Annotated in this window: 19 protein-coding genes; 13 read left to right on the top strand and 6 right to left on the bottom strand. The window is 42.9% G+C overall.

Annotated features, from left to right (window positions below; translation table 11 throughout):
• Positions 1 to 10: 10 nt before the first annotated feature.
• The 3 genes from rsxC to rsxA are packed head-to-tail and all read right to left on the bottom strand — an operon-like array spanning position 11 to position 3,486.
• Complete coding sequence (gene rsxC, locus ACTG7X_RS10295) at positions 11 to 2,329, bottom strand: electron transport complex subunit RsxC (RefSeq protein WP_439258369.1); 2,319 nt, start codon at positions 2,327 to 2,329, stop codon at positions 11 to 13.
• On the bottom strand, positions 2,329 to 2,907 hold the full coding sequence (gene rsxB / locus ACTG7X_RS10300; protein WP_439258370.1) for an electron transport complex subunit RsxB: 579 nt from the start codon (positions 2,905 to 2,907) through the stop codon (positions 2,329 to 2,331). The genes rsxC and rsxB overlap by 1 nt, the downstream gene beginning before the upstream one ends.
• Positions 2,908 to 3,486 carry an electron transport complex subunit RsxA gene (gene rsxA, locus ACTG7X_RS10305; protein WP_439258371.1) on the bottom strand — a complete coding sequence of 193 codons (579 nt, stop codon included), beginning with the start codon at positions 3,484 to 3,486 and terminating at the stop codon, positions 2,908 to 2,910.
• 270 nt (positions 3,487 to 3,756) lie between these two features.
• Between rsxA and prfA the strand changes: the two genes are divergently transcribed.
• From prfA to kdsA, 5 genes are read left to right on the top strand one after another with little or no spacing between them, the layout of a single operon-like run.
• Positions 3,757 to 4,839 (top strand): peptide chain release factor 1, encoded by a 1,083-nt coding sequence (gene prfA, locus ACTG7X_RS10310; protein WP_439258372.1) that lies wholly within the window; start codon positions 3,757 to 3,759, stop codon positions 4,837 to 4,839.
• 10 nt (positions 4,840 to 4,849) lie between these two features.
• Complete coding sequence (locus ACTG7X_RS10315; RefSeq protein WP_439258373.1) at positions 4,850 to 5,326, top strand: RDD family protein; 477 nt, start codon at positions 4,850 to 4,852, stop codon at positions 5,324 to 5,326.
• The gene (gene prmC, locus ACTG7X_RS10320; protein WP_439258386.1) at positions 5,313 to 6,185 is read left to right on the top strand and encodes a peptide chain release factor N(5)-glutamine methyltransferase; all 873 of its coding nucleotides are present in this window, start codon (positions 5,313 to 5,315) and stop codon (positions 6,183 to 6,185) included. Before ACTG7X_RS10315 ends, prmC begins: the two co-directional genes overlap by 14 nt.
• Complete coding sequence (locus ACTG7X_RS10325; protein ID WP_439258374.1) at positions 6,182 to 7,012, top strand: SirB1 family protein; 831 nt, start codon at positions 6,182 to 6,184, stop codon at positions 7,010 to 7,012. The genes prmC and ACTG7X_RS10325 overlap by 4 nt, the downstream gene beginning before the upstream one ends.
• Positions 7,013 to 7,024: 12 nt before the next feature.
• A complete protein-coding gene (kdsA, locus tag ACTG7X_RS10330; protein ID WP_439258375.1) occupies positions 7,025 to 7,879 on the top strand; it encodes a 3-deoxy-8-phosphooctulonate synthase in 855 nt (284 codons plus the stop codon).
• 39 nt (positions 7,880 to 7,918) lie between these two features.
• Here the strand turns inward: kdsA and ACTG7X_RS10335 are convergent, their stop codons facing one another.
• The 3 genes from ACTG7X_RS10335 to sfsA all read right to left on the bottom strand — a co-directional run bounded on the left by ACTG7X_RS10335 (position 7,919) and on the right by sfsA (position 9,417).
• The gene (locus ACTG7X_RS10335; protein WP_439258376.1) at positions 7,919 to 8,194 is read right to left on the bottom strand and encodes a type II toxin-antitoxin system YafQ family toxin; all 276 of its coding nucleotides are present in this window, start codon (positions 8,192 to 8,194) and stop codon (positions 7,919 to 7,921) included.
• 3 nt (positions 8,195 to 8,197) lie between these two features.
• Entirely contained in the window at positions 8,198 to 8,467 is a 270-nt protein-coding gene (locus ACTG7X_RS10340) for a type II toxin-antitoxin system RelB/DinJ family antitoxin (protein ID WP_439258377.1), read from the bottom strand.
• A 233-nt stretch (positions 8,468 to 8,700) separates the two neighbouring features.
• Entirely contained in the window at positions 8,701 to 9,417 is a 717-nt protein-coding gene (sfsA, locus tag ACTG7X_RS10345; RefSeq protein WP_439258378.1) for a DNA/RNA nuclease SfsA, read from the bottom strand.
• Positions 9,418 to 9,497: 80 nt separating this feature from the next.
• On the opposite strand from sfsA, the gene ACTG7X_RS10350 reads away from it, so the two are divergent.
• From ACTG7X_RS10350 to ACTG7X_RS10385, 8 genes are all read left to right on the top strand, one after another.
• The gene (locus ACTG7X_RS10350; protein ID WP_439258379.1) at positions 9,498 to 9,770 is read left to right on the top strand and encodes a YcgL domain-containing protein; all 273 of its coding nucleotides are present in this window, start codon (positions 9,498 to 9,500) and stop codon (positions 9,768 to 9,770) included.
• Positions 9,771 to 9,827: 57 nt separating this feature from the next.
• Positions 9,828 to 11,234, top strand: coding sequence for a murein DD-endopeptidase MepM (mepM, locus tag ACTG7X_RS10355; RefSeq protein WP_439258387.1), 1,407 nt, complete (start codon positions 9,828 to 9,830; stop codon positions 11,232 to 11,234).
• A 400-nt stretch (positions 11,235 to 11,634) separates the two neighbouring features.
• On the top strand, positions 11,635 to 12,588 hold the full coding sequence (locus ACTG7X_RS10360; RefSeq protein ID WP_439258380.1) for an ABC transporter permease: 954 nt from the start codon (positions 11,635 to 11,637) through the stop codon (positions 12,586 to 12,588).
• Between the two features lie 16 nt (positions 12,589 to 12,604).
• Positions 12,605 to 13,555, top strand: a complete 951-nt coding sequence (locus ACTG7X_RS10365; protein ID WP_439258381.1) for an iron chelate uptake ABC transporter family permease subunit — start codon at positions 12,605 to 12,607, stop codon at positions 13,553 to 13,555.
• 6 nt (positions 13,556 to 13,561) lie between these two features.
• A complete protein-coding gene (locus tag ACTG7X_RS10370) occupies positions 13,562 to 14,323 on the top strand; it encodes an iron ABC transporter ATP-binding protein (RefSeq protein WP_439258382.1) in 762 nt (253 codons plus the stop codon).
• Positions 14,324 to 14,374: 51 nt separating this feature from the next.
• On the top strand, positions 14,375 to 15,286 hold the full coding sequence (locus ACTG7X_RS10375) for a siderophore ABC transporter substrate-binding protein (protein WP_439258383.1): 912 nt from the start codon (positions 14,375 to 14,377) through the stop codon (positions 15,284 to 15,286).
• Positions 15,287 to 15,656: 370 nt separating this feature from the next.
• On the top strand, positions 15,657 to 16,721 hold the full coding sequence (gene ompA, locus ACTG7X_RS10380) for a porin OmpA (protein ID WP_439258384.1): 1,065 nt from the start codon (positions 15,657 to 15,659) through the stop codon (positions 16,719 to 16,721).
• Between the two features lie 85 nt (positions 16,722 to 16,806).
• Complete coding sequence (locus ACTG7X_RS10385) at positions 16,807 to 17,388, top strand: LemA family protein (protein ID WP_439243595.1); 582 nt, start codon at positions 16,807 to 16,809, stop codon at positions 17,386 to 17,388.
• Positions 17,389 to 17,487 lie beyond the last annotated feature (99 nt).

Raw genomic sequence — 17,487 nt, forward strand, 5'->3', positions numbered from 1 at the left:
AATTTTCTCATTACTCTGCGTTGTTGGGATTATTTTTAGCCTGTTGAGCGGCTTTTTTTGCTTTCGCTCTTGCAATCGCTGCCGCCACCGCCGCTTTTTTCGGATCCACTTTTGCGTTGGTTTCGGTTTCTAGTGGTTTTTCAGCGATTGGCTCAACAGCTTGATTTTGTTGAGTTTGTTTTTTGGCTTTTGCTCTTGCAATCGCTGCCGCCACCGCCGCTTTCTTCGGATCCACTTCAGCGTTGGTTTCGGTTTCTAGTGGTTTTTCAACAACTGGCTCAACAGCTTGATTTTGTTGCGCAGCTTTTTTCGCCTTAGCCCGAGCAATCGCTGCCGCCACCGCCGCTTTCTTCGGATCCACTTCAGCGTTGGTTTCAGTTTCTATTGGCTTTTCAACGATTGGATCAACAGCTTGATTTTGTTGCGTAGCTTTTTTCGCCTTAGCCCGAGCAATAGCCGCTGCCACCGCTGCTTTTTTTGGATCCACTTCAGCGCTGGTTTCAGTTTCTGCTGGTTTTTCAGCGACAGGCTCAACAGCTTGATTTTGTTGGGCGGCTTTCTTGGCTTTTGCTCGAGCCAAGGCGGCTGCCACCGCTGCTTTTTTCGGATCAAGTGCGGTGTTTTTTTCTGAAATTTCGTTATTTTGCACCGCACTTTCAGTTGTTTGTTCGGCTTGTTCCTGTTGCCGAGCTAAACGGCGAGCTTTGCGGGCGGCCATAATATCGCTGTTATCTGGCAACACTTCACCTTTGTTTTCATCTACGATAGTTTTGATTTCTGTTTCCGCTGACGTATCGGCTTTTTTCGCTTTGAGGCGAGCGAGAGCCGCTGCCACAGGATCAACACCGTCACTGTTTGCCACTTCTTGACGGCGATTTTCAGCGGCTTTTTGGGTGCGAGCTTTGCGGGCTTGTTCTTCTTTTTCTAAGCGAGCTTGACGGGCCTCGAAGCGGAGTTTGGCGTCTTCGGCTTTTTTGGCTTTTTCTTCCTGTTCCCAAATAGCGGATTTTTCCTGACGGAAATATTGCACCAACGGAATATGGCTCGGGCAAACGTAGGCACAGATCCCGCATTCGATACAATCCATTAATTGATATTGTTGCGATTTTTCGTGATCTTCCGCACGGGCAAACCAATATAATTGTTGTGGCATGAGTTGCACAGGGCAAGCGTCCGAGCAAGCTGAACAGCGAATACAGGCTTGTTCTGCGGGCGGTGGCGCATATTCAAAATGATCGGGGGCGAGCAAGCAGTTGGCTAATTTAGTGACGGGGGCGTCTAAATTCGGCAACGCTAAGCCCATCATTGGCCCGCCTAAATACACCGGCAAGCGTTCATCCGCCTGATAACCCGCTTGGGCTAATACAGCGGAAATTGGCGTACCCAAACGTACCCAGACATTGCCTTTATTGGGGATTTTATCGCCCGTGAGCGTGACCACACGTTCAATTAATGGTTCATCATTCATCACCGCACGCTTAATGGCAAATGCCGTTCCCACGTTTTGCATATGCACGCCAATGCTAGAAGAACGTTTGCCAGTTGGCACTTCTAAGCCTGTGAGGATTTTCACTAATTGACTGGAATCGCCAGAGGGGTATTTGGTCGGGATTACCCGAATGTCCACATCATCTGCCCCGTGCAAGGCAAATTCAAGGGCAGCGACCGCCTCGGGCTTGTTATCTTCTACCGCAATCACCACTTTTTCAGGGCGAAGAATGTAGCGTAAAATCCGCACGCCCTCAATGATTTCATCCGCATAATCCCGCATTAAACGGTCATCACAGGTGATGTAAGGCTCACATTCCGCCCCGTTAATAATCAATAATTTCACCAAATTAGCGGCAGAGCTGACTTTTGCCGCCGTTGGGAATACCGCACCGCCTAAGCCTGCTACGCCAGCTTGGTAAATCTTTTGAATAAGTTGATCGGGTGTTTGGCTGAGAAAATCTTCAATGGGTTGTTGCTCACGCCACTGATCTTTCCCATCAGCCTGAATATGCACCGCCATTTCGCTTAACCCCGATGGGTGGGCGGCAATATAAGGGGCAATGTCCGTGACAATGCCAGAAGTCGGCGCATGCACAGGCAAGCAACGCAAGCCGTCGCCTTGGGTGAGCGGTTGTCCTTTGAGAACCTGATCGCCGACGTTGACAAGCAAATTCCCCGCCGAGCCAAGATGTTGTTTAATTGGCACATAGTATTTTTCCGCCAAAAGTGCGGTGAAAATCGGCGTAGAATTGGATTGCGATTTCATTTCAGGTGGGTGAATACCGCCGTAGAAATCCCATAATTTGCCTGATTGGTAGCGAGTTAAAATATCGGTCATTATTCGCCCACCACCAGTTTATTTTCATATTTAATCGGGATCACCATTTTTGGATCGAGTTTCCAGTTCCAATTTTCGACCTGTTTTTCTATTTTTTCCATGGTAATACAATCCGTTGGGCAAGGTGCCACGCAAAGTTCGCAACCCGTACAAAGATCCGCAATAATCGTGTGCATGGCTTTGTTGGTGCCGATAATGGCATCTACAGGGCAAGCCTGAATACATTTTGTGCAACCAATACACATATCTTCATGAATAAACGCCACCTTGACTTCGGGTTCTTCCATGCCGTCCAGCGTTGGAACATCAACGCCCATCAGTTCGGCGATTTTGACCACGGTTTGCTGCCCACCTGGTACGCATTTTGTGATCACATCACCGTTGGCAATGGCCTCGGCATAGGGTTTACAACCAGGGTAACCGCATTGCGCGCATTGGGTTTGAGGCAAAATCGCATCAATTTTTTCCACAATGGGATCGGCGTCTACCTTTAATTTTATCGAGGCGAAACCCAGCACCACGCCGAAAATCAAGGCGAGGACAGTGATGGTAATCAATACGCAAGAAAGGGTCGTCATCTAGGATCTCACTAAGCCTGCAAAGCCCATAAAGGCAAGGGACATCAGCCCTGCGGTGATTAAGGCAATGGATGCACCACGAAACGGCACCGGCACATCTGCTGCAGCAAGGCGTTCACGCAAAGCCGAAAATAGCACCAACACCAAGGAAAACCCCAGTGAGGCGGAAAAACCATACACCACGGATTGGGTTAAATTATGGGCAAGATTAATGTTCAATAACGCCACGCCTAACACCGCACAGTTGGTGGTGATTAAAGGCAAGAAAATCCCGAGTAAACGGTAGAGTGTCGGGCTGGTTTTGTTAATCACCATTTCGGTAAATTGCACCACCACCGCAATCACCAAAATAAACACCAACGTACGCAAAAATTGTGCGTTAAACGGGGCTAAAATATAGGTATCTACCAAATACGCCGCAAGCGAGGCAACAGTTAACACAAACATGGTTGCCAAGCCCATTCCCACAGCGGTATCCACTTTTTTGGACACCCCCATAAACGGACACAAGCCAAGAAATTTCACCAACACAAAATTGTTAATCAGTGCGGTGGAAATAATCAGTAAAATATATTCCATAAATAGCTAAGGTATTGTTATCAGTAAAAATCGTTAAAATCTTGTGTATTATCCTTGTTTTGGGCGGTGAGAACAATAAAAAAATCAATATGTCATTAATTTTTACCGCCGTTTTATGCTAGAATACGACGAATTTTAATGAATAACGAAAATTGTAGGGGGGTATTGCATACGCCCAAATTACGCTCCGTTAATGCCAAGGGCGTATGCAATACCCCCCTACAAAAATTTTTGAAAAAATTTTGATTTTAATCGATTTAAAAGGTCAATATGAAACCCAGTATTATCAGCAAATTAGACAGCCTACAAGAACGCCATGAAGAACTTGAGGCCTTATTAGGTGATGCGTCCGTGATCAATGATCAAGACAAATTCCGTGCCTATTCCAAAGAATACGCCCAATTAGAAGATGTGGTGAAAGCCTTTGGACGTTGGAAACAACTGCATGCGAATATGCAAGAGGCGGAACTTTTATTAGATGATCCTGATATGAAAGAAATGGCCGAAATGGAAATTGAAGAATGTCGGGAAGAAGTGGATAGCGTCGAGCAACAGTTGCAAATCTTGCTGTTGCCGAAAGATCCCAATGATGAATACAACGCCTATTTAGAAATCCGTGCAGGAACGGGCGGTGATGAGGCGGGGATTTTTGCCGGCGACTTATTCCGTATGTACAGCCGTTATGCGGAAAGCAAACGCTGGCGGATAGAAACCCTGAGTGCCAATGAAAGCGAGCAGGGAGGTTATAAAGAAATTATCGTGAAAATTTCGGGCGAAAATGTCTATGGGCAGCTCAAATTTGAATCAGGTGGTCACCGTGTGCAACGTGTGCCAAAGACTGAAAGCCAAGGGCGGATTCATACCTCGGCTTGTACGGTGGCAGTCATGCCTGAATTGCCTGAAAGCGAATTGCCTGAAATCAACCCAGCGGATCTTCGCATTGATACTTACCGTTCATCAGGGGCAGGTGGTCAGCACGTGAACACCACGGATTCGGCGGTGCGCATTACCCATATTCCAACGGGCATTGTGGTGGAATGTCAAGACGAGCGTTCACAACATAAAAACAAAGCCAAAGCCATGTCGGTATTGGCCTCTCGTATTGTGCAAGTGGAGCAAGAACGCCAAGCCGCCGAACAGGCGGACACTCGCCGTAATCTATTAGGTTCGGGTGACCGTTCAGATAAGATCCGTACTTATAACTACCCACAAGGTCGTGTGACCGATCACCGTATTAATTTAACCGTGTATCGCCTTGATGAAGTGATGAACGGCAAAATTGATGAACTGATTCAACCGATTATCACGGAATACCAAGCGGATCAATTAGCGGCATTGTCGGAACAAAATTAAGGGGAAACAGATGTTAGTTGAAAATCCAAATACGGTTGCACCGGTAATAAAAACGGACGAAGTCATGCCTGTTATTTATGCGGGACGTGGTTGGCGTTGGTTGGCTTCAATAATTAATTTTTTGATTTTTATTGCATTCCTACTTGTTGGCGGATTTATTGCCGGTTTTGTCGGGGATGATATTACGGTGATTCCGCTTTTAGCCATCGTGGTTTATTCCGGGCTGCAAATTTGGGCAATGAAAACTTATCAACAAACCTTAGGTAAAAAATGGTTAGGCTTGAAAGTGGTGTCTTATACCACATTTGAGCCGATTAGTTTGGGACGATACATTGCTCGAGAAGTGGTCGAGGGAATTGGGGGGCAACTCGTGGCATTAGGTTTGTTTGATGCGATTTGTGCGTTTATTCGCAAAGATCGTCGCTCTGTCACCGATTTGATGTTTTCTACGATTGTCATTAGCGTACCTAATGATGAATATTGCTAAAGGGATCGCCTACGCTCAGCAATTTTTAGCTGAAAATCTTATCAACGATCCCTATTTAAACGCCAAAGCCGACAGCTATTTATTATTGCAATCTGTCACAGGATTAACCAAATCGCAGTTAATGGCATTTGATGATCGCGCGTTGAGCGCAGAAAGTCAGCAAAAACTCACCGCACTTTTACAGCGGAGAGCCAAAGGCGAACCCATGGCGTATATTCTCGGTGAAACGGAATTTTGGTCGTTAAGATTGAATGTATCGCCTGATACCTTAATTCCCCGCCCTGATACGGAAATTTTGGTAGAACAGGCGTTAATGATTGCCAAAGCAAAAAGCCAACAGCAAGGTGAAATTTCCATTTTAGATTTAGGCACTGGCACGGGGGCGATTGCGTTGGCGTTGGCAGATGAATTGCAAAAGTGCGGGGCAAAATATCGGATTTTAGGCGTAGATTTGGTACTTGGCGCCGTGGCATTAGCTCGACAAAATGCGCGACAAAATCATCTAGGCAATGTGGAATTTCAACAAAGTAGTTGGTTTGAAAATGTCACCGAACGCGTTGATATTATCGTGAGCAATCCGCCCTATATTGATCCGCAGGATCCTCATTTGCAACAAGGCGATGTGCGATTTGAACCGTTGACAGCATTGGTGGCCGAAAACCAAGGCTATGCAGATTTACAAAAAATCATTGAAAATGCACCGCGGTTTTTACAACCACAAGGTTGGTTATTATTAGAACATGGTTGGCAACAAGGCGAAAAAGTGCGATCATTTTTTAGCGAAAATTTATGGCATTCGGTACAAACTGTCAAAGATTATGGCGGTCATGAGCGAGTGACGTTAGCAAGGTTAACATGAAGATAGATTTAGTCAAACAAGGCTTGTATTTAGCCATGGAAAGTTTTTATTTAATCACCACGGAAGATGACGGCGAAGATTTACGCACCATTCGCTCGCTAATGGGCGGGTTGGTGCGAAAAGCGCGTAAAGTGATCCCTGAAGAGGATGATGTGAAAGTGAAAATCCATAAGCTGTTGCAGTTGATGTACGGCGAATGGGGATTTGGCTGCGATCCACAAGAATATTTCCATACGGAAAATTTGTATTTGAGCTATGTGTTACGTTCGCACCGTGGCATGCCCGTCAGTCTAGGCTGTATTTTGTTGTATCTGGCAGATAAATTGGACTTGCCACTGTATCCGGTGATGTTTCCGACCCAACTAATTTTGCGGGCAAATGTGGGGGATGATGTGGCATTTATCGATCCTTGGGATGGCAAATATTTAACTCAGCAAGATTTACAAAAACAGTACGAAGGGGCATTTGGCTTTGGCGTGCCTATGTCGCAAGAAGATTTGGCCGTAGCAGAACCCGAGCAATTAAAGGAACGTTTTGCACAGTTGGCGAAAGGCTGTTTAATTCGGGAAGAACATAATGACGCGGCGTTGAAGTATATTGAAAGCCGTTTGTCTGATTTTGAATTTCGCGCCAATCAGTATAAAGATATTGAACCCTATGAACGCCGCGATCGGGGTTTGGTGTTGGCTCAAATGGGGGCCTATCATGCCGCGGTGAAAGATTTTCATTATTTTATTCAGCAATGCCCGCACGATCCAACGGCCTATATGTTGATGGCACAACTGCCTGATATTGAAAAAGAATTACCTTATGATTTATTACATTAGAGAGAAAAAATAATGACAGACAAAATTGTAAAAATTGGTGAGCTTGAAGTTGCCAACAATAAACCCTTTGTATTATTTGGCGGCATGAACGTGCTAGAAAGCCGTGATATGGCCATGCAAGTGTGCGAAAGCTATGTAGAAGTCACGCAAAAATTAGGTGTGCCTTATGTATTTAAAGCCTCGTTTGACAAAGCCAACCGTTCTTCGATTCATTCTTATCGTGGGCCGGGGATGGATGAGGGCTTGAAAATTTTTCAAGAATTAAAAAGTCAATTTGGGGTAAAAATTATCACCGATGTACATGAAATTTATCAATGTCAACCTGTAGCAGAGGTGGTGGATGTGATTCAATTACCCGCCTTTTTGGCGCGCCAAACGGATCTCGTGGAAGCCATGGCTCGCACAGGTGCCGTGATTAATGTGAAAAAACCACAATTTCTCAGCCCAGGTCAAATGGGCAATATTGTGGAAAAAATCGCCGAATGTGGTAATGATAAAGTGATTTTATGCGACCGTGGATCGAATTTTGGTTACGACAATCTCGTGGTGGATATGCTCGGTTTTGGGGTGATGAAAAAAGCCTCCAACGGCAGCCCTGTGATTTTTGATGTGACCCATTCGCTGCAATGTCGTGATCCATTTGGCGCGGCCTCGGGTGGTCGCCGAGAGCAGGTGACAGAATTGGCTCGTGCAGGCTTAGCCATTGGTATTGCGGGTTTATTCTTAGAAGCCCACCCCAATCCAAATCAAGCCAAATGTGACGGCCCTTCTGCCTTGCCATTAACGGCGTTAGAAGGGTTTGTAAGCCAAATGAAAGCGTTGGATGATTTGGTGAAATCCTTTCCTGTGTTGGATACGGCGAATTAATTATAATAAAATCAAAGGGGCAAACGCCCCTTTTTTATGCTACAAGCATAATTCTTCGTGCGTTCCTACTCTATGCAATTCTACTACATTGTCATCCGTGATTTTGTACAATAAGACTAAATCAAAGGCTAAATGACAATCACGAAATTCTTTTAGATTGCCTTTTAGCTGATGATCTCGATATTTTACAGGCATTGGCTCACCATTCAAAAGACAAGTAGAAATTTCATGCCATTCGGGTGTAAAAAATGCGGAAACGTACTTTTTTAAGTCCTTTTTAAACGTGTTAAAAATGAAAAATTGATTTTTAGCCATAACTTAGCCCAACTCTTTAATGCGTTGATTTAACTCGTCTAAACTCGTGCAATATTCGCCATTTTCGGGCGTTCTCGTGTTAGCTAATACTTCGGCAACAACAGAATCTTTATACTGTCTTTCATAATCAAAAGACAACGGCACTTTGCGTGTTGCGACAATTTGATTAAAGAATAATTTTACTGCTTGCGTATGTGATAAGCCAAAGTCAGCAAGGATTGCGGCTGCTTGATTTTTTAAGTTGGTATCTATTCTGATATTTGACATTGCCATAAAATGCTCCTATTTAGTATCTATATTGGTGCAAATATAACACAAATTTGATCCCTAGTTGTAGTTTTCTCTCAAAAACGCATAAAAAAACGCCACTCTCTGTGGGGGTGAGTGGCGTAAAATGATGGAGTGATTATCTAATTATTGTTTGAATGAGTGAATGATACCCATTCTCAAATAGACTGTCAAGCAATAAATACGAATAATTATCAAAAAAAATAATATTTTTTGCGTTATTCGATCCAATTTACCGCGTGAGTTAAGCGAAGTGCGGTGGGAATACCTTGAGAAATATCAAATTCACCCGCATAAGCATAGGCTTCGACGCCTTGTGCTGTCACTTCTTTTAATAATCGATCATATTCTGGATCCACATAGTCGGCGATTTTAAAACAATCAAAACCATTATGTAATCCAGCAAAGAGTACCACGGCTCGGTGGCCTTGCTTTTTCATGGCGAGCAATTCGCGTAAATGTTTTTGACCACGCGTGGTGACGGCGTCGGGGAACATACCAATGTTGTTTTTTACCAAGGTAATGGATTTGACTTCTACATAACAATCGGGCAAGCCTTCGCCTTTGAGCAAGAAATCAATACGGCTATTTTCTTCGCCGTATTTGACTTCGGGCAAAATCTGATCGTATTCCGCCAGTTCTTTAATTTGCTTGTTTTGCAAGGCCTCGAACACCAATTGATTGGAGCGGTGCGTATTGATACAAACCAGTTGACCATTTTTTAATTGGGTAATTTCCCATGAATGAGGATATTTCCGCGTGGTGCTGCCGGAATCGGAATACCAAACAATATCTTCTTTTTCGCCACAGCCCGTCATGGCACCCGTGTTGGCACAATGAATGGTGATCACCTCGCCATGGGGTAATTCAATATCGGTTAAAAAGCGTTTGTAACGTTTAATCAGTTTGGCGGCTTGAAGTGGAGGCAGTTGCATAAGAATTCCTTATAATTTTTTCTGTACATTGTAATGATTTCTGTTATTCTCTCAAGCGTTAAATTTTAGGAGAGAGCGTCATGTTGTGTGCTATTTATAAAAGTAGCCGAAAAGAGGGGATGTATCTTTACGTGGAAAAACGTGATCAATTTGAGGCGGTGCCGGATACCTTGCGTCAGATCTTCGGTCAGCCTATTTTTGTTATGTTATTTAATTTAAAGGGAAAAAAACAATTAGTGCAGGCTTCAAATCAAGACGTGTTAGCGCATATCCAACAGCAAGGTTTTTATTTGCAAATGCCACCTTTGCAAGAAAGTTTATTGGCACAACATAAAAAGCAGTATTTATCATGAATTTTTTATTATTTCCCTTGTCATAGACACACAGGTTTTTACTAGGACGGTATGAAAGTGGTTCAGCACGTTAAGTTAGCGAGAGAGAGACGAAAAAGAAAATCACGGATTAAAGCGTTGATTTTCTTTGTTGCGTTGCTTTGTCTTGTGACCGGCGGTGTGTTGACCTTAAAAAATACCGCGGAACATACCCAATTCACCGCCATAGACGGTACCCACGATAGTCAATACCAAGCATTAACGCCGACCTCATCTGAGCAAGAGGCCACTTCTTATGATGATGAACTGTTGGGACAAGATGACGAAGTGGATCAGGTTGATCTCAATGAGTATGACAAATTACCAGAAGAGGCACAAAATGCCGTAGATGATTTATTAGCGGCAGCCGATCAAGCCAAACGGATTTCCGATCAGTTTTCTTATACCGTGGTGCGCGGTGACAAATTAAAAGATGTCTTAGAAATGTCAGGTTTGGAAGATGAAACCAGTCAAATTTTAATCGCCAGTTATCCAGAGTTAAAAAACTTAAAAGCCGGTCAACAGATTTATTGGATGTTAGATAATCAAAATGAACTGGAATATTTAAATTGGTTGGTTTCCGAGAAAGAAGAACGCATTTACGAATTAAAAGAAAAGGGCAAATTTGCGCGCCAAATCATTGAAAAGAAAAGTATCTGGAAGAAAGATGTGCTGAAAGGCAAAATTGAGGGATCCTTGCGAGCCAGTTTGCATAAATTGGGCTTGGACAACCGACAAATTAATCAATTAAGCACCGCACTTCAATGGCAAGTCAATATTTCAAAATTAGCGAAAGGCGATAATTTTGCGGTACTGGTGACAAGGGAATATCTGGAGGATAAATTAACCGGCCAAGGGAACGTTGACGCTATTCATATTACCCATAACGGCACCAGTTATTATGCCATTCAAGCGGATAACGGCCGTTATTATAATCGCCAAGGGGAAACCATAGGGAAAGGTTTTGCACGGACGCCATTGCAACGTCAAGCGCGGATTTCATCCCCCTTTAATCCGGCGCGTCGCCATCCAGTGACAGGGCGAGTACGTCCACATAAAGGGGTGGATTTTGCGGTGCCAATTGGTACACCGGTGATTTTGCCTGCGGACGGCGTGGTGGAAAAAGTGGCTTATCAAGCGGGCGGGGCAGGGCGCTATATTGTGGTGCGTCATAGCCGTGTGTATCAAACCGTGTATATGCACTTGAGTAAGCCGTTAGTCAAAGCGGGGCAGTCGTTAAAACGCGGTGAACGCATTGCGTTATCCGGCAATACCGGCATTTCGACCGGTGCGCATTTACATTATGAATTCCATATTAATGGCCGTGCCGTCAATCCAATGACGGTGAAATTGCCGGGTACCAACTCGGGCATGGCGGATAAAGAGCGTAAAAATTTCTTAGTCAAAGCCAAGTCGGCGGAACGTTTGTTGAGTTTAAAAAATTAATTTCGAACAGTAATTACCCTCACCCTAGCCCTCTCCCAGAGGGAGAGGGAATGGTTTTGGGAGTGATGTAATTTTCTTTTACCCTCACCTAAAGGGAGAGGGAATGAATAGAGGAAAACGCAAGATTGGCGATTAATACCAAGAACGTCCCCTCTCCCTTTGGGAGAGGGAATGGTTTTGGGAGTGATGTAATTTTCTTTTACCCTCACCTAAAGATAGAGGGAATGAATAGAGGGAAACGCAAGATTGGCGATTAATACAAAGAACGTCCCCTCTCCCTTTGGGAGAGGGCTAGGGTGAGGGTAAAACGCAGTTTTATTTTGAATATTTGTCTTTCTATGTTACTCTAGCCGTTCTTAAAAATAATTATTCTCATTTTTCATTATTGACCTTGTAATCTATGATTAAACGCCGTTATTTGCTTTTTGCTTTGCTTATCTTGTCGGTTATTTCGCTGTTTATTGGCGTCAGCACGCTTAATCTGAATGGATTATTGGCTTTTGACGCTGAACAATGGGAAATTTTTGCCGTCAGTCGGGTGCCTCGTTTAGTCAGTATTTTGATTGCGGGGTCTGCCTTGAGCATTTGTGGCTTGGTCATGCAGCAATTAAGCCGTAACCGTTTTGTGTCCCCCACCACCGCCGGCACCATGGACAGTGCCAGATTAGGGATTTTAATGGCGATTTTATTGTTTCCCTCCGCCTCCATGTTACTTAAAACAGGGATTGCTGTTGCGGTGTCTTTTTTAGGCACCTTATTATTTATGACTATTTTGTCCCGCCTGAAATTTAAAGACAGTATTTTCGTCCCGCTCGTGGGGATTATGTTTGGTAACATTATCAGTTCCATTACGGCTTTTATCGCCTATAAAGAAGATTTATTGCAAAATTTAGCGGGTTGGTTGCAAGGGGATTTTTCTTTGGTGATGGCGGGGCGTTATGAAATGCTGTATTTTAGCTTGCCCGCCTTAATCGTGGCCTATCTTTTTGCTAACCGTTTTTCCATTGTCGGCATGGGCGAAGAATTTGCCACCAATTTAGGCTTGAATTATCAACAAGTGCTGTATTTAGGCTTGGCCATTGTGGCCACGGTGTCGTCCATTATTATTGTTTCAGTGGGTGTGATTCCCTTTTTAGGCTTAATTGTACCGAATTTGGTCACCCTTTATTTAGGCGATAATTTGAAAAAAATCCTGTCCCATACCGCCTTACTCGGCGCGGTATTTGTGTTGTTTTGTGATATTTTAGGCCGCCTTGTGATTTACCCTTATGAAATTTCCATCAATGCGGTGGTCGGCGTATTTGGCAGTGCGATTTTCTTGCTGTTATTATTTAAACGTTATCGGCAAGGGTAGGGCGTAAAAGATGAAAATGCAGTATTCTCAAAAGTTGATCTTATTAGCCCTGTTGGCTGTTTTCGCGGTTTGTGTTTACCTTGGTTATCATTTACCCAATCGTTGGGAATATGCCTTACATCACCGCGCCTTGGCCGTATTAGCCATTGTTGTAACAGGCGCCGCGATTGCGGTGGCGACCATGATTTTCCAAGTGGTAGTGAATAATCGTATTTTAACGCCAAGTGTTCTCGGGCTGGATTCGCTCTATTTATTAGTTCAAACCCTAATCATCTTTTTATTCGGTTCCACCACGTTATTATCGGTGGATCCCATTATTTTATTTTTAGGTTCAACCGCCATCATGGTGTTATTCGCCCTGTTGCTGTACCGTCTTTTATTTCAGCAAGAACAACAAAATTTATTTTTCTTGCTGTTGGTTGGGATTGTATTTGGTACCTTTTTCCAAAGTTTAACCACCTTTATGGAAGTGCTGATTGACCCGAATGAATTTCAGATTGCGCAAGATATTGGTTTTGCCAGTTTTAACCGCATGAATTTGGATATTTTATGGTTAGCCATTGGCATTTTAGTGGTCACCGTGGCGATCAGTTTTCGTTATTGGCGTTATTTTGATGTGTTGGCGTTGGGGCGTGAACAAGCCATTAATTTGGGCGTGCCATATCAAAAAATACTTCGCCATTTATTGATTATTGTCGCCATTTTAACCTCCGTTTCCACCGCGCTTGTCGGGCCGTTGACCTTTTTAGGGTTATTGGTGATGAACGTCACCTTTGAATTTATGCCCACCTTTAAGCACAGGATTTTAATTCCCACCGCGATATTCATGGCCATCATCACCTTAATTATCGGGCAATTTTTGGTCTCGCAAGTGTTTACCTTTAATACCACCTTAAGTATTATTATCAATTTTGTGGGTGGGGTGTATTTTATTTATTTGCTGTTGCGAACACAGAAAAAATGGTAGTAAATTATGACAATTGAAATTCAAAATATCAGTAAAAGCTATGGCAATAAGAAAGTGGTGGATCAGGTGTCTGTCACCATTCCACAGGGAAAAATCACCTCCTTTATTGGCCCCAATGGGGCGGGGAAAAGTACCGTCTTGGCGATCATGAGCCGTTTATTGTCCCCCGAACAAGGCGAAGTGCGGTTAAATAATGTGCCATTATCGCAACAAAAGAGCAGTGAGATTGCCAAACAGCTGTCCATCTTAAAGCAATCTAACCACATTAATTTACGCCTGACGGTGGAAGAACTCGTGGCCTTTGGGCGCTTTCCTTATAGTAAAGGAAACTTGACCCAAAATGACCGCACTTTTATTGATAATGCCATTGGTTATATGAATTTGCAGGACATTCGCCATCAATATATTGATGAACTCAGTGGCGGGCAACGGCAACGGGCCTATATTGCCATGACCTTGGCACAGGATACGGATTATATTTTATTAGATGAACCCCTGAATAATTTGGACATGAAACATTCGGTGCAAATTATGCAAGTGTTGCGTCAATTAGTGGATGAATTGCAAAAAACCGTGGTGATCGTGATCCATGATATTAATTTTGCCTCCTGTTATTCCGACTATATTATCGCCATGAAAAACGGCAAATTAATCCAACAAGGGGCCGTCAATGAGATTATGCAAACGGCGGTATTGGCACAGATTTATGATATGCCGATCAATATAGAACAGATTAATCAGCAAAAAATTGCGGTCTATTTTCGTTAAAATATCGCCCTGTACGCCAGTGCAGGGCCTAATCAACCAAAAGGAAAAACAATGAAACACACATTAAAAAAACTCGCCCTAGGCTTATTAATTGCAACCAGTATTTCAGGCTTTGCCCAAGCAAAAGACATAGAAGTGGAAAATGCCGCGGGCAAACAAATCGTGCCACAAAACCCACAAAAAGTGGTGGTGTTGGATTTTGCCGCCCTTGATGTGATTCGTGAATTAGGTGAAAAATCCACCATTGTTGGCACCGTAAAAGGTAAAATCCCCGCTTATTTAGACGAATTTCATGATAATAAATATGCGGATATGGGGACCTCGCCGGATCCGGCCTTTGAAAAAATCAATGAATTAAACCCAGATTTAATTATTGCCTCCCCAAGACAGAAAAAATTATTAGATCGTTTAAAAGGCATTGCGCCGGTGTTTATGCTCGAAAATGATTTTGCCAATTTCTATCCGACCTTCCAATCTAATATTGTGGCCATTGGTCAAATTTTTGATAAAGAAGCCCAAGCGAAACAAAAATTAGCGGATTTAGATAAACGCATGTCAGCTTTAGCGGAGAAAACCAAAGGCAAAACCGCCTTATTGGCCTTAGTTAATGAAAGTCGAATCAGCGCGTTTGGCGATCAATCTCGCTATGCCATGGTGTATCAAAACTTCGGTTTCACCCCAATTGACAGCTCGCTTTCTGCCTCCGTGCATGGTAACAGCGTAGGGTTTGAATATGTGGCAGAAAAAAATCCAGATTATTTATTGATTATTGACCGCACGGCAGCCGTGACCGATAAAGCCAATAATGCGCAACAAGTGTTGGATAATGCCATTATTAATAAAACCAAAGCCGCACAAAATAAGCATATTGTGTATTTAAATGCCGCGAACTGGTATTTGGCGTTTGGCGGGTTAGAATCTATGAATACCATGGTAGATGAAATCGAAAATGCGGTTAAATAATTGAAATTTTAGAAAAGTACGTCTATAATAGACCCTGTTTTAGAAGAAAAATTCCCGACCAATGATGAAAAAAACATCAAATTTAGGCGAGATTGCTTAGTAAATGAGCAGTATTGCGAAAAAACGTTTGATTTTTCTATTTTATCATTGGATAATACGGGAACTTTTGAAACATTGCCTTAATGAGAATTAAGGTAAATGAATTTGTCAAAAGGATCAGTAGGGCAAATTCATTAACCCTAACAGGTAAATGTCGACACCATAATTCTGTGGTGGAGATAATAAAACAGTACATCTTTGTACTCGGAATTCAGCTGAATCCAGCTGATATTTTTTGAAATTAGATGACTATAACAAGAGGATCATCACAATGAAAAAAACAGCTATCGCATTAGCTATCGCTGGTTTAGCAGCAGCATCAGTTGCTCAAGCAGCTCCACAACAAAACACTTTCTACGCCGGTGCTAAAGCAGGTTGGGCGTCATTCCATGACGGTTATACCAAATTCGAAGATGAAGCAAACGCATTAGGTACTAAGAAAAATTCTGTAACTTACGGTGTATTCGGTGGTTACCAAATCCTTAACCAAAACAACTTAGGTTTAGCCGTTGAATTAGGTTACGATGATTTTGGTCGTGCGAAATTACGTACAGCTGGTGAAACTACAGCAAAACACACTAACCACGGTGCACACTTAACTTTAAAACCTAGCTATGAAGTTTTATCTGGTTTAGATGTTTACGGTAAAGTAGGTGCTGCTTTAGTACGTTCAGACTACAAACATTCAGATGGTAATAAAGGTTTCAACGACGGTACTCGTGAACACAGCTTAAAAACTTCTTTACTTTTAGGCGCTGGTGTTGAGTATGCCTTTACTCCAGAATTAGCTTTACGTGTTGAATACACATGGTTAAACAATGTAGGTAAATTAGAAACTGCTGGTGGCGACCGTGTTGACTACACACCAGAAATCCACGCTGTAACTGCAGGTTTATCTTACCGTTTCGGTCAAGGTGCTGCACCAGTTGTTGCGCCTGAAGTGATCAACAAAACTTTCACTTTAAACAGTGATGTAACATTCGCCTTCGGTAAATCTACATTAAAACCTGAAGCAGCTGCAACTTTAGACGGTATCTACGGTGAAATCGCACAAGTAGCTAACCCAGCTGTACAAGTAAATGGTTATGCTGACCGTATCGGTAATGATGCGTCTAACTTAAAACTTTCACAACGTCGTGCTGAAACAGTAGCTAACTACTTAGTTTCTAAAGGTGTTGATGCAGGTTCTGTCACTGCAACTGGTTTCGGTGAAGCAAATCCAGTAACTGGCAACCAATGTGATGCCGTTAAAGGACGTAAAGCATTAATCGCTTGTTTAGCCCCAGACCGTCGTGTTGACGTTCAAGTTCAAGGTAACAAACAAGTTACTATGTAATTTAGATTTATCTCATTATGAGATGAAATAAAGATTAAAAGACCTAAACGTTGTTTAGGTCTTTTTACATTAAAAAGGAATAATGATGAAAAAATGGTTACTGATTGTCCTTGTGGCGATAATCGCAGGTTTCACCTTAATGTCAAGTTACAATGGCTTAGTGAAAGCCGAAGAAGAAATTGATTCCGTGTGGGCAAACGTGGAATCACAATATCAACGCCGTGCGGATATGATCCCGAATTTAGTCAACACCGTCAAAGGTCAAGCAAACTTTGAGAAAGAAACCTTAACCGGTGTGATTGAGGCGCGTGCCAAAGCGACACAAGTGAAAATTGATCCAAGCAATATGACCGAAGAAAATTTAGCCCAATTCCAACAAAACCAAGATTCAGTAGGTTCCGCATTATCACGTTTATTGGTTTCCGTGGAAAAATACCCAGAATTAAAAGCCCATGAAGGTTTTATGAATTTACAAGCGCAATTAGAGGGAACGGAAAACCGTATTAATAAAGCACGTAATGATTTTAATGCCGCAGCGAAAGTCTATAATCAAAAAGTCCGTCAATTCCCAACCAAATTGGCTGCCATGATTTTAGGTTTTAAAGAAAAACCGTATTTTAAATCTACTGCGGGTGCGGAAAATGCGCCAGTGGTGAGTTTTAATTAGAAAATAGTTAGAGATTACCCTCTGTGCAACCCACACATAGTTTACATTTTCCCTAAGGACATCGTTTACATTTGGGTTGCATGCCAGATAGTCGCTGGC

Origin of the sequence: Lonepinella sp. BR2271, assembly GCF_051851515.1 — a bacterium.
Classification (GTDB): domain Bacteria; phylum Pseudomonadota; class Gammaproteobacteria; order Enterobacterales; family Pasteurellaceae; genus Lonepinella.